This is a genomic window from Enterococcus sp. AZ149, from assembly GCF_051714285.1.
Classification (GTDB): domain Bacteria; phylum Bacillota; class Bacilli; order Lactobacillales; family Enterococcaceae; genus Enterococcus_D; species Enterococcus_D entomosocium.
Genome location: NZ_JBIORO010000001.1, coordinates 430,540 through 452,803, shown reverse-complemented (window position 1 = coordinate 452,803; position 22,264 = coordinate 430,540). Strand labels below are relative to the sequence as shown.

Annotated in this window: 17 protein-coding genes and 1 pseudogene; 7 read left to right on the top strand and 11 right to left on the bottom strand. The window is 45.0% G+C overall.

Going from position 1 to position 22,264, the window contains the following annotated elements:
• Window positions 1-52 precede the first annotated feature (52 nt).
• Genes araA through IGI94_RS02125 form a run of 4 tightly spaced genes read right to left on the bottom strand, consistent with a single transcriptional unit; the run spans window position 53 to window position 4,918 of the window.
• The gene (araA, locus tag IGI94_RS02140; RefSeq protein ID WP_074535327.1) at window positions 53-1,477 is read right to left on the bottom strand and encodes an L-arabinose isomerase; all 1,425 of its coding nucleotides are present in this window, start codon (window positions 1,475-1,477) and stop codon (window positions 53-55) included.
• Window positions 1,478-1,496: 19 nt separating this feature from the next.
• Window positions 1,497-2,192: an L-ribulose-5-phosphate 4-epimerase gene (locus IGI94_RS02135; protein ID WP_008376133.1), complete on the bottom strand. Its 696-nt coding sequence runs from the start codon at window positions 2,190-2,192 to the stop codon at window positions 1,497-1,499.
• 19 nt (window positions 2,193-2,211) lie between these two features.
• Window positions 2,212-3,807, bottom strand: coding sequence for a xylulokinase (locus IGI94_RS02130; RefSeq protein WP_016619664.1), 1,596 nt, complete (start codon window positions 3,805-3,807; stop codon window positions 2,212-2,214).
• A 4-nt stretch (window positions 3,808-3,811) separates the two neighbouring features.
• Window positions 3,812-4,918, bottom strand: a complete 1,107-nt coding sequence (locus IGI94_RS02125) for a GntR family transcriptional regulator (protein WP_005232233.1) — start codon at window positions 4,916-4,918, stop codon at window positions 3,812-3,814.
• A gap of 165 nt (window positions 4,919-5,083) precedes the next feature.
• On the opposite strand from IGI94_RS02125, the pseudogene IGI94_RS02120 reads away from it, so the two are divergent.
• The 3 genes and pseudogenes from IGI94_RS02120 to IGI94_RS02110 all read left to right on the top strand — a co-directional run bounded on the left by IGI94_RS02120 (window position 5,084) and on the right by IGI94_RS02110 (window position 8,174).
• A pseudogene (locus tag IGI94_RS02120) lies at window positions 5,084-5,923 on the top strand (SHOCT domain-containing protein).
• A 329-nt stretch (window positions 5,924-6,252) separates the two neighbouring features.
• Complete coding sequence (locus IGI94_RS02115; protein WP_258185698.1) at window positions 6,253-6,957, top strand: helix-turn-helix domain-containing protein; 705 nt, start codon at window positions 6,253-6,255, stop codon at window positions 6,955-6,957.
• Window positions 6,958-7,064: 107 nt separating this feature from the next.
• Window positions 7,065-8,174, top strand: a complete 1,110-nt coding sequence (locus tag IGI94_RS02110; protein ID WP_008376142.1) for an ABC transporter ATP-binding protein — start codon at window positions 7,065-7,067, stop codon at window positions 8,172-8,174.
• Between the two features lie 129 nt (window positions 8,175-8,303).
• On the opposite strand, the gene IGI94_RS02105 is transcribed toward IGI94_RS02110, so the two are convergent.
• The 5 genes from IGI94_RS02105 to chvE all read right to left on the bottom strand — a co-directional run bounded on the left by IGI94_RS02105 (window position 8,304) and on the right by chvE (window position 14,367).
• On the bottom strand, window positions 8,304-9,824 hold the full coding sequence (locus tag IGI94_RS02105; RefSeq protein ID WP_430601341.1) for an alpha-L-fucosidase: 1,521 nt from the start codon (window positions 9,822-9,824) through the stop codon (window positions 8,304-8,306).
• Window positions 9,825-10,044: 220 nt separating this feature from the next.
• A complete protein-coding gene (locus IGI94_RS02100; protein WP_005232241.1) occupies window positions 10,045-10,380 on the bottom strand; it encodes a PTS sugar transporter subunit IIB in 336 nt (111 codons plus the stop codon).
• A gap of 12 nt (window positions 10,381-10,392) precedes the next feature.
• A complete protein-coding gene (mmsB, locus tag IGI94_RS02095) occupies window positions 10,393-11,589 on the bottom strand; it encodes a multiple monosaccharide ABC transporter permease (RefSeq protein ID WP_005227258.1) in 1,197 nt (398 codons plus the stop codon).
• A 1-nt stretch (window position 11,590) separates the two neighbouring features.
• Window positions 11,591-13,120 carry a multiple monosaccharide ABC transporter ATP-binding protein gene (gene mmsA / locus IGI94_RS02090; RefSeq protein WP_005232243.1) on the bottom strand — a complete coding sequence of 510 codons (1,530 nt, stop codon included), beginning with the start codon at window positions 13,118-13,120 and terminating at the stop codon, window positions 11,591-11,593.
• 146 nt (window positions 13,121-13,266) lie between these two features.
• Entirely contained in the window at window positions 13,267-14,367 is a 1,101-nt protein-coding gene (chvE, locus tag IGI94_RS02085; RefSeq protein WP_005231478.1) for a multiple monosaccharide ABC transporter substrate-binding protein, read from the bottom strand.
• A 232-nt stretch (window positions 14,368-14,599) separates the two neighbouring features.
• On the opposite strand from chvE, the gene IGI94_RS02080 reads away from it, so the two are divergent.
• From IGI94_RS02080 to IGI94_RS02070, 3 genes are read left to right on the top strand one after another with little or no spacing between them, the layout of a single operon-like run.
• The gene (locus tag IGI94_RS02080; protein WP_086299034.1) at window positions 14,600-15,604 is read left to right on the top strand and encodes an ABC transporter substrate-binding protein; all 1,005 of its coding nucleotides are present in this window, start codon (window positions 14,600-14,602) and stop codon (window positions 15,602-15,604) included.
• A gap of 10 nt (window positions 15,605-15,614) precedes the next feature.
• Window positions 15,615-17,063, top strand: coding sequence for a sensor histidine kinase (locus IGI94_RS02075; RefSeq protein ID WP_034872067.1), 1,449 nt, complete (start codon window positions 15,615-15,617; stop codon window positions 17,061-17,063).
• The gene (locus IGI94_RS02070) at window positions 17,041-18,594 is read left to right on the top strand and encodes a response regulator (protein WP_438899368.1); all 1,554 of its coding nucleotides are present in this window, start codon (window positions 17,041-17,043) and stop codon (window positions 18,592-18,594) included. The genes IGI94_RS02075 and IGI94_RS02070 overlap by 23 nt, the downstream gene beginning before the upstream one ends.
• A 77-nt stretch (window positions 18,595-18,671) precedes the next feature.
• Here the strand turns inward: IGI94_RS02070 and IGI94_RS02065 are convergent, their stop codons facing one another.
• Both IGI94_RS02065 and IGI94_RS02060 read right to left on the bottom strand, forming a co-directional pair.
• Entirely contained in the window at window positions 18,672-20,744 is a 2,073-nt protein-coding gene (locus IGI94_RS02065) for a DNA topoisomerase III (RefSeq protein ID WP_438899367.1), read from the bottom strand.
• Window positions 20,677-21,054 (bottom strand): DUF1033 family protein, encoded by a 378-nt coding sequence (locus IGI94_RS02060; RefSeq protein WP_005227251.1) that lies wholly within the window; start codon window positions 21,052-21,054, stop codon window positions 20,677-20,679. Before IGI94_RS02060 ends, IGI94_RS02065 begins: the two co-directional genes overlap by 68 nt.
• A 311-nt stretch (window positions 21,055-21,365) precedes the next feature.
• Between IGI94_RS02060 and IGI94_RS02055 the strand changes: the two genes are divergently transcribed.
• Window positions 21,366-22,226, top strand: a complete 861-nt coding sequence (locus IGI94_RS02055; RefSeq protein ID WP_086332942.1) for an AAA family ATPase — start codon at window positions 21,366-21,368, stop codon at window positions 22,224-22,226.
• Window positions 22,227-22,264: the final 38 nt, after the last annotated feature.

The window sequence follows — 22,264 nt, the reverse complement described above, 5'->3', positions numbered from 1 at the left end:
AACGCAAAGAAACCGCCGACCATCGCCAACGGTTTCTTTTGTGATTGGGTACTTATTTGATCGTTACGTATTCTAATCCCACAAGCTTCGCCCATGTTTCGATCTGATCAGAATTTAGGACAAGTGAGACAACGGTGTGATGGCCACCGCCTGTTTCGATCCACTGTTTGACCCCATCGTGGAAGTTTGGTTTTGGTGTCCACATTACTCGTGCAACCGGTAGTTTTGGTGCTTCTTCAGTTGGCTCAAAGGCATCGACTTCATTGATCAATAATTTGTAGTGGGTGCCAAAGTCTGCCATCGAAACCACGACACCTTCGCCGCCTTGGCCGTCAAAGACGAGTCGGGCTGGGTCTTCACGATCCCCCATCGACAATGGCGAAACCACGATTTTTGGTTTGTTGACTGCTAATACTGGATCGACTTCCATCATGTGGGATTGCAAGATGGCTTCTTTTCCTGGTGTCAGCTCATAGGTATAGTCTTCCATAAAGCCAGTCGCTTTATTGTGGGCCATGATTTTCATCAAGCGGTCAATAGCGGCGGTTTTCCAGTCCCCTTCACCAGCAAACCCATAGCCTTCTGCCATCAAACGTTGTACAGCTAAACCAGGCAACTGCTGCATACCATATAGGTCTTCAAAGTTCGTGGTAAATGCCGTATAGCCGCCTGCTTCAAGGAAGCGGCGCAGACCGATTTCTTGTTTGGCTTGGGCTTTGACATGACGTGCCCATTCTTCTTTGTCGTAATCGCCATAATCGAAATCATACAGCTGGCTGTATTCTTCAAAGAGTGCATCGACTTCTTCGTCAGTCACCGCATCGACGACTTGAACCAAATCGCCGATCCCAAAATAATCAACGGTCCAGCCAAATTGGATCTGTGCTTCGACTTTATCGCCTTCGGTCACCCCAACGTTACGCATGTTGTCGCCAAAACGAGCGACTTTGATTTGGAAGCTTTCATTGTAGCCGACTGCCACGTCCATCCAAGCAGCGATTTCTTTTTGGATGGCTTCATTTTTCCAATAGCCGACAACGATTTTGTTTTGCTTTTTCAAACGGGCATTGATAAATCCATATTCTCGGTCACCATGAGCCGCTTGGTTCAAGTTCATGAAGTCCATATCGATGGTTTCCCATGGAATTTGTTCATTGTATTGAGTGGCAAGGTGCAGCAATGGTTTTTGTAATAATTTCGTGCCGCGAATCCACATTTTTGCTGGTGAGAAGGTGTGCATCCAGGTGATCACCCCAGCGACTTCATCCCGATAGTTGACTTCTTTCATGATTTTCGTAATCGTATCGGCAGTAACAGCGAGTTCTTGTAAAACAACTGGATAAGGCAGCTTTGAGCTGTCATTTAAGCTTTTGACCATTTCTTCTGCATGATCCCGTACTTCTTGTAATGCTTCTTCTCCATATAAGTGCTGTGATCCTACGACGAACCAAAATTCTTTTTTCCCGATTTCTAACATTCTACTTGCTCCTTTTTCGTTATTTTTGCCCGTAATAGGCATTTTCTCCATGTTTGCGTAAATAATGTTTGTCTAAGACCCGCTGCGGCAATTCGGGTGCGTAACTGTTGAGCTGGCGCGTGATAAAATTCATCTTAGCGACTTCTTCTAAGACAACTGCGTTCATCACCGCCGCATCCGCCGTTTTGCCCCAGGTAAACGGTCCATGACCGTGAAGCAAGACACCAGGAATTTCTTCTGGCGTGATGCCGCGTTCCTTAAAGGTTTCGACGATCACCTGTCCTGTTTGTGCTTCATAGCCTTCATCGATCTCGGCTTGCGTCAAAAAGCGGGCACAGGGGACTGCTCCATAAAACGTATCGGCATGGGTCGTGCCCATCGCTGGCAGATCGAGTCCTGCCTGAGCCCAGCTCGTCGCCCAAGTAGAATGGGTATGGACGATCCCACCAATTTCTGGAAATGCTTTGTATAAAACGGCATGCGTTGGCGTATCGGAGGAAGGATTTTTCGCTCCTTCCACTACGTTGCCCTCAAAATCACAAACCACCATATCACTGGCTTGCATGGTTTCATAGTCAACACCGCTAGGTTTGATGACAAACAACTGCTGTTGGCGATCCACTGCTGACACATTGCCCCAGGTGTATTTGATCAATCCTTGCTTCGGCAATGCCAAATTGGCCTGAAAGACTTCTTCTTTTAATCCTTCTAACACAAAATTCCCTTCTTTCTTTTTAAATCAACGCATCGATTGCCGCTTGCTCGATCGGCAACCCTGCTTGGTAACGTTGAGTAAAGACGGTGAACCCCTGAATGTCGGCTTCTGTCGGGGCTAACGTCACGCCGTGGTCATTTTTAAATACTTGATCTGCTAAAAATGCGGCCAAGGATTGTTCTGGCGTGTGACGGCGAAGGTATGCTGCTAAAAGGGCGATCCCCCAGGCGCCGCCTTCACCAGCCGTTTCCATGACCGTGACTGGGGCTTCCATGACAGCTGCCAAGACACGTTGGGCAACTTCTGGCGTCTTGAAGATCCCCCCGTGACCAACGATTCGATCAATGGCGACGTCTTCGGCTTCCAGAATCTTCATCCCGATCTTCATCGCACCAAAGGCACTAAACAGATGTAAGCGCATGAAATTTGCTAAAGTAAAAGAACTCTCTGGCGATCGGACGAAAAGCGGCCGTCCTTCAGGGATCTTAGTGATATTTTCACCAGAATAATAGCCATAAGAAAGCATCCCGCCACATTCTGAATCCCCTTTCAATGCTTCGTTGAACAAGGTCGCAAACAATTCTTCCGTGGAAAGTTTCATTCCAGCTGCGTCGGCAAATTCGCGGAAAAGTTTGACCCAGGCATTGATCTCCGAGGTACAGTTATTCGTATGGACCATCCCCACCAAATCACCAGAAGGCGTCGTGACCAAATCGATCTCTGGATACACTTGCGTTAAGGGTTCTTCTAAGACGATCATGGCAAAAGCCGACGTCCCGGCTGAAACATTCCCGCTTCGCTGTGCCACACTATTCGTGGCAACCATGCCAGTGCCCGCATCGCCTTCTGGCGGACATAACGGGATGCCGGCTTGCAAGGTACCGGTTGGGTCGAGTTTTTTTGCGCCTTCTGCCGTCAATGTGCCGGCTGGTTCGCCTGCTGTCAACACTTGTGGCAAAAGGTCTTTGATCTGCCAAGGATACCCCTGACTGCTGATTTGCGCATCAAATTGCTGCAGCATATTCGCATCATAGTTTTTTGTCGTACTATCGATTGGGAACATCCCAGATGCATCACCGATTCCGATAACTTTTTCCCCTGTCAGCTGCCAATGGACATAGCCGGCTAAGGTAGTGAAAAAAGCGACCTCTGGTACGTGAGCTTCTTGATTCAAAATCGCTTGATACAAGTGCGCGATACTCCAACGCTGCGGGATGTTGTATTGGAACAATGCCGTCAAAGCTTTTTCTGCTTCTTCCGTGATTGCATTGCGCCATGTCCGAAAAGGGACCAACAGCGTGCCTTGCTGATCAAAGGCCATATAGCCGTGCATCATTGCAGAAAAACCGATACTGCCGATCGTCGTCAAAGGTACCTCGAATTGCTGCTGGATATTGTGCGCCAACTCTTGGTAGCTGGCTTGCAGTCCTTGCCAAATCGCTTCTAGCGAGTAGGTCCAAATCCCTTGCTCCAATTGATTTTCCCATTCAAAGCTGCCAGAAGCGATCGTCTGAAACCGCTCATCGATCAAGACAGCTTTGATCCGTGTCGAGCCTAGCTCGATCCCAAGAGACGTGCGCCCGTCAATAATTGCTTGCCTTACTTGTTGCGTCATCTTCTTACTCTCCTTTTTGGTTATTGACTGAACCGCGAACGATCAGCTCTGGTTCAAAATAAAAGTGTTGTGCTTCTGTTGCCTTACCTGTAGTGATCCATTGTGCTGCCAATTCCCCCATCGCTTCTTTCGGGTGAGTCAGTGTGGTGATCGTCGGTGTGGACAAGGTGCTAAGGGGCGAGTCATCGTTTCCTACGATCGAAAAATCAGTAGGAACGTTCTTCCCAGCAGCCGTCAATGCTTGAATCAAACGATGCGCGATCTCATCGTTGTAACAAACGATGCCTGTGACTTGATTATCGGCAGCCGTCAAGCGCTGGATCGCTTGTTCAATAACGGCTTCTTTCGTCTCCGTCGTATACGTCAAGACGTCTTCTGCTGCAAACGTCCGCTTGGCTTGGGTCAACGCTTTGACAAACCCTTTCATCCGATATTTCCCTTGTAAGTCATCGATTTTCGTGATCATCATCAACTGCTGATGCTGTTGTTCTAATAGATAATTGGTTGCTAAAAAACCAGAACGTGTATCGTTGACACAAATATGCGGCAAGTCTAGTTCTTCGTAATAGGCATTGATCATGACGAGAGGAATCCCAGCTTCTTGGAGGGCGACATAATAGGCAAGATTCGGGTTGTACTGGCTGCTCTTAGTTGGTTCAACGATCAACCCGTCTACCCCTTGATCCATCATTTGCTGCAAGCACGCTCTTTCTTGCTCATGGTCATTGTTGGTTGAGCCTAAAAGCAGTGAGTAGCCTTGCTCCCGCAATGTCTGCTCCACGCCACGCATGATCGATGGGAAAATATAATCAGACAAATAGGTCATGATGATCCCAATCGTTTTGCGGTTTTTATGATTGACAGTCTCAGGTTTTGAAACGTAGGTACCTGAGCCCCGTTCTTTTCTTAAATAACCTTCATTGACCAAAACAGCGATCGCTTGGCGCACCGTGTGGCGGCTATAATGAAATTCTTCCTGTAAGGTTGCTTCTGAAGGGATCGCATCGCCTTCTTGATAGGTGCCTAAGCGGATCTTTTCTCTTAAGATATCCGCTAGTTGTTCGTACTTATTCGCCATTTTCATCCCATCTTTCAAAAGTTGTCCGTACATCTAAGATACCAAGAAACCGCTTCCTTGTCAATTGCTGCTATACTAATTTTTCTGAAAAAGTAATAGAGAAAAAATTCCAAACGATCATTCACCTAGATTTTACTCATAATAAAAATAAATAAGATTATATTTGTTGTATAATTGAATAAATAGTTAGTTATTTCTATGAAGGAGGCAAACACTTTGACGAGAAATATGAATGAAAATCGTGAGGCGCCAATCATTCTTTATTCAAAAAAATATCGAGAGAATCGCAAACACGAGGCTAGTTGTCGCTGGTTTATTACCAGTAAAGGTGTTTTGATAAACCATACCCATCCAAAAATCCCAGATGAAAAGATTCCCATGGCAAAAATTGCCGATGTGGAATTACATATAGGCAAAGGTCTCTAAGTGGACTACCTCCGACTGCAGGTACCAGGTAATTCTCATCTGCTTTATTTCACCAATCGAATCGATGCCCAAAAAGCCTATGAATTTTTAACGGATCATTTGGCAGCACTTGGCGGACAATCAGCCAAAAGTTACGTGGATGAAGAGGCTGGTAAAATCAAATTACTGTCTTATCATTATCGTGATGCTTGGATCATCGCAGAAGATACCCTCACGATCATCGACTACAAAAAGAAAGAAAAGCAGGTTTTGCAGATTCCCCAGATCACCAGTGTCAGTCTGAAAGAAGTTGCCGAATCTGGTCTTTGGAAAGGCAATGGCTTCTTGGAACTGTATATTGGCGGTGGGGCAATCAGAGAAACCCATTCTCGCAGAAGGACGGAACCAAACCACTCCCTTTGCTTTGCCGAAAAAGACCTGCTGATTGCTCGGATCATACAGCGCTATCTCACTAACTTCCCCCGTAAGCATGCGATACTGCCCCCGCGACCAACTGTAACCCCGACGGAACAGGTCATTGCTGATCTTCGCGAACTGAAAATGTTGGTCGATGAAGGAATTTTGACTGAAGAAGAATTTGCCTTAAAGAAAAAACAACTGTTAGGATTATAGAAGCCATCGCTTCGGGAAAAAAGCAGTCCTCCTGCCATGCAAAGGCAGAGATTTCGGTGAAGGGCTGTGCTTTTTTCTGGGAAAATTTTGAACGGTTTTTTTAGAACATGCTATACTAAATGAAGAATACGTAGAGTATCTCAAAGGAGGTCTTTCTCATTTTTTCTTTTAATGACATCAAAGCGCGTTTCCCCCAGGCAACGCTGCATGACAAAGTATCCACAACGAAGGACATCGAATCCATCGCTTTCGGCAAAAAATATATTTGGCTGCCAACTGACCAATTAAGTGACAGTGAAAAACTGCTGATCCAACTGGGAAACGGCTCTTTGCAACCAGAAATCGATAACCGAAACCATCCATGGTATCCGATTTTATTTGAACATCAGCCCGTTCAAGACCAAACGTGGGTCCGAATGCTGCAAGTTCATTTCACCCGAACCATTGACTCCTTGCAATCCGAATGGCTCGCAGAGATCCAGCAAATGCTCCCTAGCGTGGTGGATCTTTTTTTCCTCACCGAACACCATGCGGTGATCGTAGAAAAACAAGACGACACTAATTTACCCATCGAAGATCTCGACGGCTTATTCGTGGCTTTGGATATGGATTTCGACTGCTATTCTCAGCTGTTCGTCGGTCCCTTCCATCATCCGCGCCACGATTTCACTACCTTATGGGCAAGTGAGTCTACCCTGTTCAAAAATGAGTTAAAAACGAAAACCACCAGTAAAAGTATGGATCTGCCCAAAGTGGTCTTTTCTCTTTTTCGCAATGGCTTTTCCGAGTATATTTCCTTGTTTCGTACCTTATATCTAGATTGGTTTGAAGAAGAGACCGAAACGATCATTCAATCCCTGTGGCGCAATCAAGGCAATGCAAGCTCCACAGCCAAAGAACTGTTCATGCATCGGAATTCTCTCCTATATAAGATCGATAAGTTTCAAACACTGACGCGCTTAAATTTAAAAAATATGGATGATCTGCTGCTTTGCTATTTATTGATCGATCAGTTCACCCATCAGAGCAATTAAACAACCTGCACAAGAAAACGTTTTTTTCTTGTGCAGGTTTCCGTTGCGCATTCGAAGCGTTTTCATTTATGCTATTCATGTAAACTAAATGGAAAGAGGTAATCCCAATGGTAGAAATGGCCTTAAAAAATATCCACAAAAAATATGACAATAATGATGCGTATTCGGTAACTGATTTTAATTTAGATATCGCGGATCGCGAATTTATCGTTTTCGTTGGACCTTCTGGTTGCGGAAAATCAACAACCCTTCGAATGATCGCTGGTTTAGAAGATATTTCTGAAGGCGAATTGAGCATCGGTGGAAAAGTAATGAACGATGTAGCACCAAAAGACCGCGACATCGCGATGGTTTTCCAGAACTACGCATTGTATCCCCATATGACTGTTTTTAACAACATGGCATTTGGTTTGAAATTGCGTAAATACGACAAAGAAGAAATCAAAAAACGCGTAGAAAATGCCGCTGAGATCTTAGGTTTGACAGAATACTTAGATCGTAAACCTGCTGCCCTTTCAGGTGGTCAGCGTCAACGGGTTGCCTTAGGCCGTGCCATCGTTCGTGATGCCAAAGTCTTCTTAATGGATGAGCCGTTGTCAAACTTAGATGCGAAATTGCGGGTTGCCATGCGTGCGGAAATCGCAAAATTACACCAACGTTTAGAAACAACGACGATCTATGTAACCCATGACCAAACAGAAGCGATGACCATGGCTGACCGGATCGTTATCATGAAAGATGGTTTCATTCAACAAATCGGTTCACCAAAAGAAGTCTACAACACACCGAAAAACATTTTCGTTGCCGGCTTTATCGGTTCACCAGCAATGAACTTCTTCAATGTTACGTTGAATAACGGTATGATCTCTGATGGTCAAAGTTTGAATTTACGTATTCCTGAAGGCAAGAATAAGATTCTTGTTGAAAAAGGCTACGAAGGCAAACAATTAGTCTTTGGTATTCGTCCAGAAGATATCCACAGTGAACAAATCGCATTGGAAGCTTCTCCTGAAGCAACTGTACGTGCCGAAGTGGTCGTATCTGAACTATTAGGTGCAGAAACAATGCTTTATACACGTGTAGGTGCGACTGAATTTATCTCGAAAGTTGATGCCCGCGACTTCCACCGTCCAGGTGAAACAGTTGATTTAGCTTTCAACATCAACAAAGCGCATTTCTTCGACAAAGATTCAGAAAATGTCATCACACTTCCTTAATTTGTAGTTACCATGCACTGTTCTCGGATTTGCCCCCTAGGCAGTCGCATTTAACTAATATCCACTTTTATTCCTTATTTGTATCCCTCAAAAACAGACAGTCAGCCGACTGTCTGTTTTTGGGTTACTTTATTCTTCCTGAGGCACATAGCGCGCGGCCATGGTTTGAATGATCGGTGTTTGCCGAACTTGAGTAAAAACGATTTTGACAGCAGACACGCCGACCGCTTCAAAGCTGATGATTTTTTGATAGCCGATCGTCACTATTTCGGTCAGTAACTGTGGTCCTGCTACAGTTTGCAGAAAAATTTTTGCTTTTTCTACCCGTTGCCCATATTGAATCGCTTCCTTCAATACAAGTGAATTGATGACGACCGGTTCTGCAAAATGTAGGGTCAGCCATGGCCGTTTGTCTTCCAAGTCCGGTTTCCAATACTGGCCAAACGCTTGAGATAGTTGGAGCTTATCCATTCTGCTGGACACACTGGTTGAAGAGCTCGCAAACGTGCCGTTCCTTTCAGTCGTCACCTCTTTCAATTGTTTAATCGAGTGACCTAATTGCTGCAATGCCTTTTGATCCGTTGGATGGATCATACCATCCGGCATCGGCGACACATTAAGTAGAAAAGAACTATTGCCCCCAACGATCTGCTTGTAAAAAGACCAGAGCTCAGCGCCGCTTTTTACTTGTTGGTCTTCTGATGGATGATAAAACCAGCCGGGGCGAATCGATAAGTTGACCTCAGCAGGGTACCAAGCCAATTCGGCAGCTTCTTTAATGCCGTACTTTTTCAGCGCTTGTCGGCTTCCTAAATCGATTTCCATACTGGAAATCGATTGCCGAAACGCTGTGCTATCGGCTTTTTGCGAATGACTCGCTGTTTTTTCAGCATCCTTTAATGCTGCTGGCACCACACTCCATTCTTGAAGTCTGGTTTGCCCCGCTTCGTTTCCTACCCAACGGACATCCGGTCCGCAAACCGCAATCACTGCATTGGGTTGCAGCTCACGAATCACTTGATAATACCGTTCCCAATCATAGTTTTGGCGTTTTCCATTGGGTCCTTCACCATTGGCCCCATCTAACCATATTTCGAATATATCACCATAATTGGTTAAAAGTTCTGTCAACTGCGCCGTATAAAAATCATCATAGACTTGCCCCATTCCATAACAAGCTTCATGCTGATCCCAAGGCGATAAATAAATGCCGAATTTCAGGTCTGCTTGACGGCAAGCATCAGAAAGTTCTTTCACTAAATCACCTTGACCATTGCGCCAGGGCGTTGAAGCGACTGTGAAAGCAGTGTGCTGGCTTGGCCATAAGCAAAAGCCGTCATGATGTTTGCAGGTCAAAATGATTCCCTGCATACCGCTTTGCTTCATTGTGGAAACCCATTGATGACAGTCTAGCTTTTGCGGGTCAAATACCGTTGGCGACTCATTGCCGAGCCCCCATTCACGATTGGTCATCGTATTGAGACCAAAGTGGATAAAGCCATAAAATTCCAACTGCTGCCACTGTAGTTGTCGTTTACTGGGGCGAATCTGGGTAAGTTCTGCTGGTTCGATAATCTGTTCCTCCATTCTATGAGTTGTTTGCTGCTTTAAGGAAACAGATACAAGATCGATTCTTGACTGTTTCCTCATTGGAAAAGATCCAACGCCTTTACTGTACTTCCGTCATCTGTACGCTCACTGGCAAACGAAGTACAGGAACTGACTGAAGCACCATTCAATCGACGGGTCTTCCCTATCAGGTGATCAAACTACTTTACGATAAAAAGAGTAGTGCTTGCTTGGGGGATTCGCAAGGCACTACTCTAAACAACATATTCAAACGCTAAAAGACACATCTTTTTACGCGAGCCTAGTGATCGTTTTGTAAGAGGGTCAGGCTGTCTGTAAGGACAGCTTCGCCATCTAACAGCTCGTAATCTGTTTCTTTGATTAATTTATATGGCACCGCTTTGACCATGAGAAAGTCTTTTAATCGATTGACTTCGTACTTCGACTGCGGACCGATCAGCAAGGCATCGACTGTTTGTTGCTGCAGGATCTGTTCAGCAATGATGGCTGGTGCCGAATAGATATGCACAGCTAGCCCTTTTTCATCTGCGGCCCGCTGCATGTTTTTCACTAAGAGACCCGTAGTGATGCCGGCGGTACAAATCAATAAAATCGTCTTTTGTGCTTGGTCCTCCATAAACAGGCCCTCCTACGAAATTTTCTTTTTCTTATTGTAGATATCCAGCACGACAGCCAGCAGCAAAATCAACCCTTTGATGGCTTGCTGCCAATCGACACCGACCCCTAAGATCGACATCCCATTGTTTAAGACACCCATCACGAGACCACCAACGATCGCCCCCATCACAGTACCAATACCGCCTGAGGTAGAAGCACCGCCGAAATACACTGCGGCCATTGCATCTAATTCCATTGACGTTCCCGCTTGCGGTGTGGCTGCATTCAACCGAGCCGCTAAAACCAAGCCCGCCAAAGCTGCCATCATCCCCATGTTCACGAAGACCCAGAAGGTGATTTTCTTCGTCTTGATTCCCGAAAGTTCGGCTGCTTTTTTGTTGCCGCCGGTTGCATAGATTTGCCGACCAGCGACGGTTTTGTTAGTCAAAAAGCCATAGGCAGCCACGATCACCCCTAAGACGATCAAAATGATCGGATACCCTTGATAAGAGGCAAAGATGTAGGTAGCACCGAGAAAAACAACCGCAGTAAAGACGGCTTTAAAGGCAAAGGCTGCCATTGATTCCACTTCAAAAAGATTTTTTTTTCGGCGCTCACGGGTCCGCCATTGGCCTAAAATCAGGATGCCCGTGATCACTACACCTAAAATCATGGAAAGTAAATGGATCTGACCGCCTGCAATATCTGGCAAATAGCCGGTGGAAATTTGTTGGAATGCCTTGGGAAACGGTGCCAATGATTGACCGCCTAAGACGACTTGGGTCAATCCTCGAAACATTAGTAAACCAGACAAGGTCACGATAAATGCTGGGATACCGACATACGCGACCCAGAAGCCTTGCCAGGCACCGATCACTGCGCCCATCAGTAAGCAAAGAGGCACTGCCAACCAAGGACTGATGCCGTTATTGACCATCAAGACGCCTGCAATCGCACCGACAAACGCCATCACGGAGCCTACGGATAGATCGACATGTCCTAACAAGACGACCAAAAGCATACCGGCTGCTAAAACGAGAATATGACTGTTTTGCAACACGAGGTTGGTGATATTCAGCGGCCGCCAGAAAATTCCGTCGGTCATGAGCTGAAAGGCCACCAATAATACTGCTAAGATAATGATCATACTGTATTTGCTAAAGATTTCCAGTGCCTTTTCTTTCAGCGAATGGCTGCGTTCTTTTTTTAATTTATTGGTTGTTTCCATCTCAAACCCCACTCTCTTCTAGTGTCATTAGATTCATCAATCGTTCTTGGTCTGCCTCTTCCCGTAACACTTCGCCCGTGAAGCGGCCTTCGTTCATCGTGTAGATCCGGTCGCACATGCCTAATAGTTCTGGTAACTCCGAGGAGATGATACAGATGGCTTTGCCAGCTGCTGCCATCTCTTCGATGATCGTATAGATTTCGTACTTCGCCCCGACATCGATCCCGCGGGTCGGTTCATCTAAAAATAAGATATCTGGTGTGGTCATCAGCCACTTTGCCAAAACGACTTTTTGCTGATTCCCACCACTCAAACTGCCAACGTTTTGATAGATTGAATTGGTTTTCGTCCGCATTTTTTTGCGAAATTCTTCTGCCATCGTGACTTCTTTTTCTTTATCGATGACCCCTTGGCGGCTGATTTTGGCAAGACTAGCGATGGTGGTGTTCTCGCGAATATCCATCAGCAGATTCAAGCCCAACGCTTTTCTGTCTTCCGACACATAGGCTAACCCATTTTTGATGGCGGTTGGCACGTCTTTGACAGAAATCGGTTGGCCGTCTTTATAGACTTCCCCCGAAATCGAACTGCCATAGGAATGACCGAAGACACTCATGGCAAACTCTGTCCGTCCCGCACCCATCAAACCGGCGATGCCGATGATCTCTCCTTTGCGGATCATCAAGTTCAAATTTTCATTCACCACACGGGTATGGTCGATTGGATGATGGACCGTCCAATTTTTGACTTCAAAAAACGGTTCACCAATAGCGGGTTTCCGCTCTGGGTAACGATTGGTCAAATCTCGCCCAACCATACCGCGAATGATACGCTCTTCAGAGATTTCGGCCCCGCTCAGCGTCTCGATCGTTTGCCCGTCTCGTAAAATCGTGATGCGATCCGCCACATTGACGATTTCATTCAGCTTGTGGGAGATAATGATCGAGGTGATCCCTTGGTTGCGAAACTCTTTGATCAGCTCTAACAGATTGGCACTTTCTTCTTCATTCAACGCCGCGGTTGGTTCATCTAAAATCAACAATCGGACGGATTTTGAAAATGCTTTGGCAATTTCCACCAGCTGTTGATGCCCGACACCGATTTGTGAAACCAGCGTATTCGGGTCTAATTTCAAGCCAACGATCTTTAAGAGGTTATCTGTTTTCTTTTCGGTCAGATCCCAATCAATAATGCCGTGTTTGGCTTGTTCATTTCCTAGAAAGATATTTTCTTTGATCGACAGGTAAGGACTTAAGGCTAACTCTTGATGAATAATAACAATTCCTTTGTCCTCACTGTCCCGCAAATCTTTGAACTTGCATAACTCCCCTTCATAATAGATCTCTCCATCATAGCTGCCGTAAGGATAGAGTCCGCTTAAGACATTCATCAGCGTGGACTTGCCAGCGCCATTTTCTCCACACAGTGCGTGGATCTCTCCTCGCTCGATCGAGAGGTTGACGTTATCAAGGGCGCGAACCCCTGAAAACTCTTTGACGATGCCTTTCATCATCAAAATATTATCTGCCATGTTCTTTCACCCTTTTCCTTTTTATGTAAAAGTGATGCGCTCCCTTTGTAAGAAAAGCGGAAAGAACGAATACTGGGGATGATTCGTTCTTCCCTGCTGCTTTAGGGGAAACTAGCATCTTTTCTCGCTGGATCTGCACTCCTTGCTTAAATGCCCAGCTCTTCTTCTGTATAGTAATCGGTATCGATCAATTCTTCTTTGTAGTTGTCGCTATCCACAGAAACAGGATTTGACAAGTAGGTTGGTACGACTTTGACGCCATTGTCATAGGTTTCAGTATCGTTGACTGGCACTTCCTCGCCATTGGTGATGGCTTCGATCATTTCGATCGTGTTTTTCGCTAACACCCGTGTATCTTTAAAAATCGTTTGGGTTTGTTCGCCCGCGATGATTGATTTCACTCCTGCCACCGTCGCATCTTGACCGGTGATCACAGGCAGTGGTTTATCAGAGGAACCATAGCCCACACCTTTAAGCGATGAGATGATTCCTAGGCTGATTGGATCATAAGGTGAAAGAACAGCATCCAATGTTTGATCCGTATAGTTGGCACTCAACAAATTGTCCATCCGAGCTTGCGCGGTTGAACCATCCCAACGCAAGGTAGCGATTTGGTTGAAGTTGGTTTGACCGGAAGGAACGACTAGCTGTCCGCTGTCAAAGTATTGTTGGAAAACCGAAAGGACCCCATTATAATTGATCAGTGCATTGTTATCATCTGGAGAACCGCCGAATAATTCAATGTTAAATGGTCCTTCACCATCTTTGAGGCCTAATTTGTCTTCAATATAAGACGCTTGCAGCACGCCGACCCCAAAATTATCAAAGGTGGCATAATAATCGACGTATTCCGAGTTCATCAGTAAACGGTCATAGGCGATGACTGTGATGTCTTCGTTATGGGCTTTTTCCAACACGTCCGTCAGTGCCGAACCATCGATCGAGGCGATCACTAAGGTATCAACGCCTTTGGTGATCATGTTCTCAATTTGTGCCACTTGGTTTTCTACTTTGTCTTCTCCATATTGCAGGTCAGTTTTATAGCCAAGCTTCTCTAATTCCTCTACCATATTGTCGCCATCTGCGATCCATCGTTCTGCCGATTTGGTCGGCATCGCGATCCCAACAAATCCTTTGTCTCCATCACCGTTTGCCCCGCTGTCTGATCCATTCCCACAAGCTGCTAACAATCCGCCAACCAATAAGGTGGATGCTAGGACGACCAATTTACCAAAAGTACCTTTCATTGTGATCCCTCCATGTCTTTTTCTTACATACTCAGTATAGCCAGTTAAGGAATCGCTTACATTTAGATTTTTTCGAGATTTCTTGGATTTCTTGAGAAAGGTCGGCCCAGTTGCCGCTTTTTCTTTTCGTAATCTTGGATTTTTTAAGATTCCCTTGGTTTTTATTTGATTTGATATTTTGTGTAAAGCGCTTCCGTATTTTTTAGTAGAATAGACCATAGAGGTGAAAAAAATGAGGAATAGAAAAATTGGGTTACTCCTTTGTTTGTATCTGTCTTTCTTGGCTGGTTGCCAAGCAATCAAAGAAACGACCGCTGAAACAGCGGAAGAAAGTATCGTGATCGGTTTTTCCCAGTCGGGAACGGAAAGCAGCTGGCGTAAACGACATACGGAATCGATCCGCACTGAGTTAGAGAAGGAAGGCTATGAAGTCCTTTATCGTAACGGTTATATGAATCAAGAGCGACAGATCCAAGATATCCGCAATTTTATCGTGTATCAAGTCGATGCCATCGTCTTTACCCCCATTCAGGAAAACAATTGGGAACCGATTTTGGAAGAAGCGGCCCAAGCTGGGATTCCCGTTTTCGTGGTAGATCGACATGTCAATGTCAGCGATCCCTCTTTATTTTTGACCCATATCGGGCCAAGCTTCAAAGCCGAGGGCAATCGTGCAGGTCTCTACGTTAGTAATTATTATAAAGAGCATGAGAACGAAACAGTCAATGTTTTAGAATTGACGGGACTGGATGCTACGTCCCCGACGTATTTGCGCTCAGAAGGGTTCCGAGAAACCATCAAGCGTGATTATGCCCATAACAATGTGACGATCCAAGTCGTAGACGAATTAAACGGCGATTTCATCCGCCGTAAAGGCAAAGAAGTCATCGAACAATACATCGAAGCAGGCAAAATGGAACAGATTGATGTCTTGTTCAGCCACAATGATGAGATGACGTTGGGTGCCCTAGAAGCCTTAGAAAAAACCGATATTGAGCCGGGGAAGGATTTAGTGATCGTATCGATCGATGCTCAAAAAGAAATGATCGATAAATTGAAGCAAGGAGTGGTCAATTGTGTCGTTGAGTGCAACCCAGATGCCGGGGTGTTCGTCAAAAATGCCATCTCTCGCTACTTGGCTCGCGGCGCCGATGCCATCCCTCGTGAAATCTATGTCCATGAAACAGTTTTTTCCAGTGACATGGATTTCGATCAGATTCCACCGAGAAATTATTGAGGAGATGAAGATGAAAACAAAAAGTATCAAGGGCATCTTTCAACAGACGAATAAACTGATGATCCTCGTCGCCTTTATTCCCCTCGTACTAAGTAGTGTGTTTTACTCACGGCAGATTTTCATTTACCAAAATACCATCAACAATATTGAAGAAGCCAATCAACTATCGGAAAAAGTCGATGCCATTGTCTTGGAAGAAATGTGGGACTTAGTCTTCGGCCAAAAAACCGTCGCACAAGTCCAAGAAACCAATGTAATTGAGGAATTGAGGAGCGACCTGCAACACATCCAAGAAAATACCAGCACTGCGAAAGAGCTCAATATTTTAGCGGTCGCCTTTCGGACGCTCGATTCTTTAGAAACCTATCAGCAACAGTTGATCGACAATATTCTCAAGGATGAGCCAGTGGAAAAAAACCAATACGTCATGATCCAAGTGGATTCGGTGATCGATTTGCTATCCGATATTTTGCAGCAATTCGTCGGGGTAGAGATCAGCTTAGCCAGCCAAACCAATCACGAACTAGTCCAATCGGTATTGTTACTGATCCTTTTTCAAGTCGTGTTGCTTTTGATCATCTTTGCGATCATCAATAAAAACCGCCGCTTTGTTCGTGACAACCTGCAAGACCCGCTGGATCGGTTATTAGATCTTTCCAACGAACTATCCCAAGGACATTTGAGCTACCGAGCAGAACTGCCAGAAACCCCAGAACTGCGGACCTTGACGAGTAGCTTGAATCGAATGGCAGATGACTTGACCCGGCTCTTGGAAGAAAATGCCTTGAAGCAGTATCACTTAGCCCAAAGTGAGGTGCGGGTCTTACAAGCCCAGATTACCCCACATTTCATCTATAATAGTTTAGATGCGATCGTTTCTTTGATTGAAGCTGCCCGTTACGAGCAAGCAACGGAAATGACCTATGCGTTGTCGGATTTTTTCCGTATCTCCTTAAGCAAAGGGCAAGACTGGATTCCTTTGGAAAAAGAATTGCGGCATGTGGGCGATTACTTGAAGATTTTGCAGATTCGCTATGGTAGGATGCTGTCTTACACCATCGAAGATCAAACCGTCAGTCCAGAACTGCAGGTTTTGAAAATGGTCCTGCAGCCCCTAGTTGAAAACGCCGTTTATCATGGCACCAAGTTTGTCCGTCGCGTCGGCATGATTCGAATTACAGTGTCAGAATTGCCTCACCAGATTCAAATGACCATCAGTGACAACGGCATTGGGATCGACCCTGAGCGTTTGGAGGAGATTCGTCGTAACCTTAAAGAAACCACTGATCCCGCCTCTGAGAGCGGCTATGGCCTATATAACGTCTATCGCCGTCTCCAGCTGAACTACGGCAGCGAAGCGCAACTGACGATCCACAGTCAATACCAAGAAGGCACCACGATTAACGTCACAGTACCAAAAAGGGAGGAACCCAACCATGTACAAAGTGTTCATAGTTGAAGATGAACATCTGATTCGCGATAGTTTGCGTCACCAAATCATGACTCTCGCCAAACAATACCCGATCGTTTATAGCGATGAAGCCGCCGATGGCGAATTGGCGCTAGCTTCGATCCTTGATCTGCGTCCGGATATTATTATCAGCGATATCAAAATGCCGTTTATGGATGGCTTGGTCTTTGCGAAAGAAGCCAAAAAATTATTGCCGCAAGTTCGCATTATTTTTGTTAGCGGCTTTGATGATTTTGACTATGCAAAAACGGCACTGCAGCTGCAAGCAGACGATTACTTACTCAAGCCCATCAAAAACGAAGAATTAGAACAAGCCATCAAAACCGTCGTTCAACACTTAGATGAACAACAAACCACCCATCAGCAATTATCCAAAGAAGACGATTTATTCGAAATGGAAATCAAAAAAAATCACTTTCTAAATCATCTCTTTAAACAAAAGATCACGATCTCAGAAGCCTTTTTGCAAGCAGAAGAACTGGGACGGCGCTTTTCAGGCAAACAGTTTTGTGTGCTGTTAGCAAAAACCCCCTTCAATCAAAGCTTTTCTGACTACACTCGCTTTAGCCAGCAGCTGACCAAAGCCTATGAGCAAGATGATGCCGTCTTGTTCTCCAGTGTCTCTAGCCGCTTCATCAAGTTTTTACTTTTTGACCATGACCGAGAACAAGTTTTAGAAAAAGCCTATCAGATCGCTCAAAGCCTCGTTCATGGTTCTGGGGAAGAAGTGGCAGTGGCGATCGGACCTATAGCAGATCGTTTCTCGGGCATTCCTCTTTCTTATCAGAAAGCTCGTGACATGCTAAAAACCTATGGCAGCATCCGCAAGGAAAAAATCATCAGCTATGAAGATGACATTCGGGAAGGGGAACTGTCCCCCACCAATCCTTTCAAAACCGATCTTGCTTCAAGACTGGCAAATGCTGGGAAACAGACGATCCCTGAGCTGACCGATGAATTGATGGCGCCTCAAGGGACCGTTGAGCGAACGCAAATGTACCGTTTGTTCGTCTTGGTCGAATTGCTGGCATTATTGAAGAAAAAAGACAGTCATTCGCTGCCCCAGATCGTTCAGCACGCCCATGACTTAGACTATCTAGCGGCATTGACCCATGAGCCAGAGAACTATCAAACGACTCTGGCAGAACTGTTGCCGCTATTGACCAAACAACCCATCAATCCTGCAATGGCGAAATATCAAAGCATCATCAATCAAGCCAAAGCCTTTATCAGTGAGCACTTTTCTGATCCCAATATTTCCTTAAATGTAGTTGCTGAAAAAGTTCATTTGAGTCCGGCACACTTCAGCACCATCTTCTCGCAAGCCACTGATTCTACGTTTATCGAATACTTGACCGAGCAACGATTGACCTTAGCTAAGGAACTGCTGTTAACGACCAATCTACGGCTATCTGAGATCGCCTTTGATGTTGGCTATAATGACCCAAATTATTTTTCCTTTTTGTTCAAGAAGAAAGAAAGTATCTCACCGAAAGAATACCGTCAAAAAAATGCCTAGTTGAATGAATGGATACAAAAAAAGAGTGAGAGACAGCAAAATCGTCCTCACTCTTTTTTATTTTCTACCTCATTCAGTTATTTCTTCTCCATAGCAGCTTTTAAAGCAGCTGCTAATGGGCTTTCTTGCGGTTCTTCTTGATTGATTTTATTCATCAAGCGGCGTTCTTCGTGTTTCGACAGCTTTTTGCTGCGCTCTTTTTTATCCGCCATTTTTTCGGTGGTCCCATCGAATTTACAGCGGAAATAGGCGCCATTTTTGCCCTCAATGATCTCCATCTTTCGGTGACATTGCGGGCAACGTCGGTTTGAAACTTTCGGGTCTTTCCGACGACGGTACTTGCAGGTGCCACTGGAACAAACATAGATCTTGCCATCACGGGTATTTTTCTCCCGCAATGGTTCGCCGCATTCTGGACACCGTTTTTGGGTCAATGAGAAATCTTGGTACTTGCTCTCACTTTGCTTGATTTCTTTAACCAATTGTTTAGTGTCTGCTTCGATTTGCGCGAGGAAGGTTTGGGCAGAGTAGGTGCCTTTCGCGATGGCTTCCAGTTCCTTCTCCCATTTTTCCGTCAACTCTGGTGTCACCAAGGAAGGATTGACTAAGACTAACAACTGCTTGCCTTTTGGCGATACTTGCAAGCCGCTTGGGGTCCGCTCCATCAGCTCAGATTTGATCAGCTTTTCAATGATCTCCGCACGGGTTGCCGGCGTACCGAGACTATGTTTTTCCATTTTACCTAAAAGAGTTCCTTCATTCAACGGTTTCGGTGGTGTGGTCAACTCTTTCTGGATGGTGAACTCAGGCTTGACGGTACTGCCTTTTTGCCAAGCTATGTCACTGGTTTCTTCTTCAGAAGTCGTTTTCCATCCCGCTTCTAACACGGTATTGCGGTTGAATACAAAGGTTTCTGAACCAAAGGTCACGGTCACTTTCTGCTGCTGCTTTTTATGGGGTTTCGCAAAGAGCATTAAGAAACGACTAACGATCATTTGATAGATCCGTTGTTCATCGGTAGTTAATTTTTCATAACGTGCCCGCTGTTCCGTTGGCAATAGGGCATGGTGATCGGTAACTTTTTTATCATTGAAGACAGCTTGCTGCACCACTTGTCCACCATTTTTCAAGTATCCTTTGACTTCTGGGGCAAAATCCGCAACTGCCTGCAGGCGTTCCTTCATGGTTGCCTTCATATCATTGGTCAAATACTTGGAATCCGTCCTTGGGTAAGTGACGATTTTGTGGGTTTCATACAAGCTTTGAACAAGCGACAAGGTCTTCTTGGCTGAAAACCCATAACGCTGATTGGCTTCTCGTTGGATCTCGGTCAAATCGTAGGGCAGTGGTGCACTTTCTGTTTTGACCTTTTCTTCGATCGCTGTCACGCGACCATTCTGTTGACTCACTTGTTTGACCAATGCTTCGGCGTCACTGCGTTCTTTTAGTTGATAAGGATTTTTTTGTTGCAGGCGGGCCTTGGCATCGCCTACGTTTAGGGTAATCACATGATAGGTTTGCGGACGGAAACTCTCGATCTGCATTTCCTGACTGCGCACCAAAGCTAAGGTAGGGGTTTGGACCCGACCCGCACTAAGATTGTCTTGATATTTGACCGTCAATGCCCGCGTGACATTCAATCCTACCAGCCAGTCGGCTTTTGCCCGCGCAAGGGCGGAGTAGTAAAGATTGTCGTAGTGCTTGGCTGACTGCAATTTTGCAAAGCCTTCTTTGATGGCTTTAGGGGTTTGCGAAGAAATCCACAAACGTTTGACTGGTTTGTCAAAACGAACCCACTCCAAAATCCAGCGAGCGACTAGCTCCCCTTCTCTTCCCGCATCGGTGGCAATCACGACTTCCCCGACATCTTTTCTTTGAGCCAATTGTTTGATGGCTTTTAGTTGATGACCGGTTTTTGGCAACGGCTTGATCCCGATGGACTTAGGGATCATCGGTAATGTTTCCATCTGCCATGATGCCCACTCTTTGTTTAAATCTTCAGGCATTTTCAAGCCCAATAAATGACCAAGGGCCCAAGTAACAATCGCCTTGGGTCCTTCGTAATAATTTTTATGTTTTTGCTCACAGCCCAAAACTTTGCTGAGGTCTTTGGCAACGCTTGGCTTTTCCGCTAGAATTAGTTGTTTCATAAAAATCTTTCCTGCTTTCATCGACGACTTGCTGATATTCTTTAAGCAATGCCAGTCCAATATATTGTTGGAGGTAATCGTCGCATTCTTCGCACCAGCGTTCGTCTTCTTCATTCCAAAAAGCCGTCATAAAGTTTGATTTTGCATTTATGTACGAATACTCTTCTCTGATTTCTTGCCATTTTTGTTCATAAAATGACTGCGCCTCGCTGAAAGTTGCAAATGTGAACGCCTCTTGAATATCTGACTGCCATCCCTCAAAAAACCACCACGGTTCATTGTCCCCATACATGACTACTACTTGATACATTCCATTGCTCCTTTCACGATTCCTTCCCCATATTAGTCACTTTTACTTAAACTTGCAAGGAATAAGTTTCAGCATTTAAACATCGCTTAAAGAATTCATTAAACCTTCGTTTTTTTGTACGTTTTATCGGTTGCTTAAGATTACATCATTTCTATGCCCTTATAGTCTAGCACAGAAGTTTCCTGTTGTGAATATAACAGGAAAAGATTAAAAAAATATCAAACAAGATTTATTTTAACCTCGCAAAAAAATTTTATCTGTGATGGATATGCTACAATAATGGCAACCACGAAACTGCTAGGAGGTGCCCCATGTATCTCGAACAAATCACTTTTCCCGATCAAGAAACCGAGTTTGATTTTTTCCTTTCTATCCAACGGACTGTCTATGATTCTTACTACCCTTTTCAGATTCTCAGTGCCCGCCGTTTTCAGCAGATCGATTTTGAACCAATCACGATTTTATATGGCGGCAATGGTTCTGGCAAAACCACTGCATTGAACGTGATTGCCGAAAAGATCCACGCGCAGCGCTTTGCTGCGTATAATCGGTCGAATTTTTTCGAGGACTATCTATCCTACTGTTCTGCTCGTAGCAACGACGAACCGCAAGAAAAAGTGCTATTGACCAGCGATGACGTCTTTGACTTCATGCTTGATATCCGAAACTTAAATCAAGGGATCGATCATCGCCGAGAAGAAGTGTTCCAAGAATACTACCAAGCAAAGCATGCGGACTTTCGTTTCACAGGTTTTGAAGATTACCATGAATTGAAGAAAATCAATCTCGCACGATCCAACACACAGTCCAAATTCACTCGCAAGCACTTGATCGACAACGTCCGAGAATATTCCAATGGTGAAAGTGCCTTTCGCTTCTTTCAAGAAAAAATTCGTCCCAACAGTCTTTACTTATTAGATGAACCAGAAAATTCCCTTTCTGCTGATCGTCAGCTGGAACTAGTGCAGTTACTGGAAGATTTTGTCCGCTATGAACAGTGCCAATTCATTATTGCTACCCATAGTCCTTTCGTTTTATCTTTAAAGGAAGCCAAAATCTATGATTTGGATCAAACGCCCGTCGATGTTCGGAAGTGGACCCAGTTAGCTAGTGTCCAGCAGTATTACCGCTTTTTTCAAGCACACCAAGCCGAATTTGATGATCGATCATGAAAAGCAAACCATTTTCCGTCAAAGATTTCTTTTGGCAT

What these genes read in the sequence shown, in the direction of transcription:
- araA (WP_074535327.1), bottom strand. Translation starts at nt 1,477, where the DNA reads ATGTTAGAAATCGGGAAAAAAGAATTTTGGTTCGTCGTAGGATCACAG.
- IGI94_RS02130 (WP_016619664.1), bottom strand. Translation starts at nt 3,807, where the DNA reads ATGACGCAACAAGTAAGGCAAGCAATTATTGACGGGCGCACGTCTCTT.
- IGI94_RS02125 (WP_005232233.1), bottom strand. Translation starts at nt 4,918, where the DNA reads ATGTACGGACAACTTTTGAAAGATGGGATGAAAATGGCGAATAAGTAC.
- IGI94_RS02110 (WP_008376142.1), top strand. Translation starts at nt 7,065, where the DNA reads ATGGTAGAAATGGCCTTAAAAAATATCCACAAAAAATATGACAATAAT.
- IGI94_RS02105 (WP_430601341.1), bottom strand. Translation starts at nt 9,824, where the DNA reads ATGAGGAAACAGTCAAGAATCGATCTTGTATCTGTTTCCTTAAAGCAG.
- IGI94_RS02100 (WP_005232241.1), bottom strand. Translation starts at nt 10,380, where the DNA reads ATGGAGGACCAAGCACAAAAGACGATTTTATTGATTTGTACCGCCGGC.
- mmsB (WP_005227258.1), bottom strand. Translation starts at nt 11,589, where the DNA reads ATGGAAACAACCAATAAATTAAAAAAAGAACGCAGCCATTCGCTGAAA.
- mmsA (WP_005232243.1), bottom strand. Translation starts at nt 13,120, where the DNA reads ATGGCAGATAATATTTTGATGATGAAAGGCATCGTCAAAGAGTTTTCA.
- chvE (WP_005231478.1), bottom strand. Translation starts at nt 14,367, where the DNA reads ATGAAAGGTACTTTTGGTAAATTGGTCGTCCTAGCATCCACCTTATTG.
- IGI94_RS02080 (WP_086299034.1), top strand. Translation starts at nt 14,600, where the DNA reads ATGAGGAATAGAAAAATTGGGTTACTCCTTTGTTTGTATCTGTCTTTC.
- IGI94_RS02075 (WP_034872067.1), top strand. Translation starts at nt 15,615, where the DNA reads ATGAAAACAAAAAGTATCAAGGGCATCTTTCAACAGACGAATAAACTG.
- IGI94_RS02070 (WP_438899368.1), top strand. Translation starts at nt 17,041, where the DNA reads ATGTACAAAGTGTTCATAGTTGAAGATGAACATCTGATTCGCGATAGT.
- IGI94_RS02065 (WP_438899367.1), bottom strand. Translation starts at nt 20,744, where the DNA reads ATGAAACAACTAATTCTAGCGGAAAAGCCAAGCGTTGCCAAAGACCTC.
- IGI94_RS02060 (WP_005227251.1), bottom strand. Translation starts at nt 21,054, where the DNA reads ATGTATCAAGTAGTAGTCATGTATGGGGACAATGAACCGTGGTGGTTT.
- IGI94_RS02055 (WP_086332942.1), top strand. Translation starts at nt 21,366, where the DNA reads ATGTATCTCGAACAAATCACTTTTCCCGATCAAGAAACCGAGTTTGAT.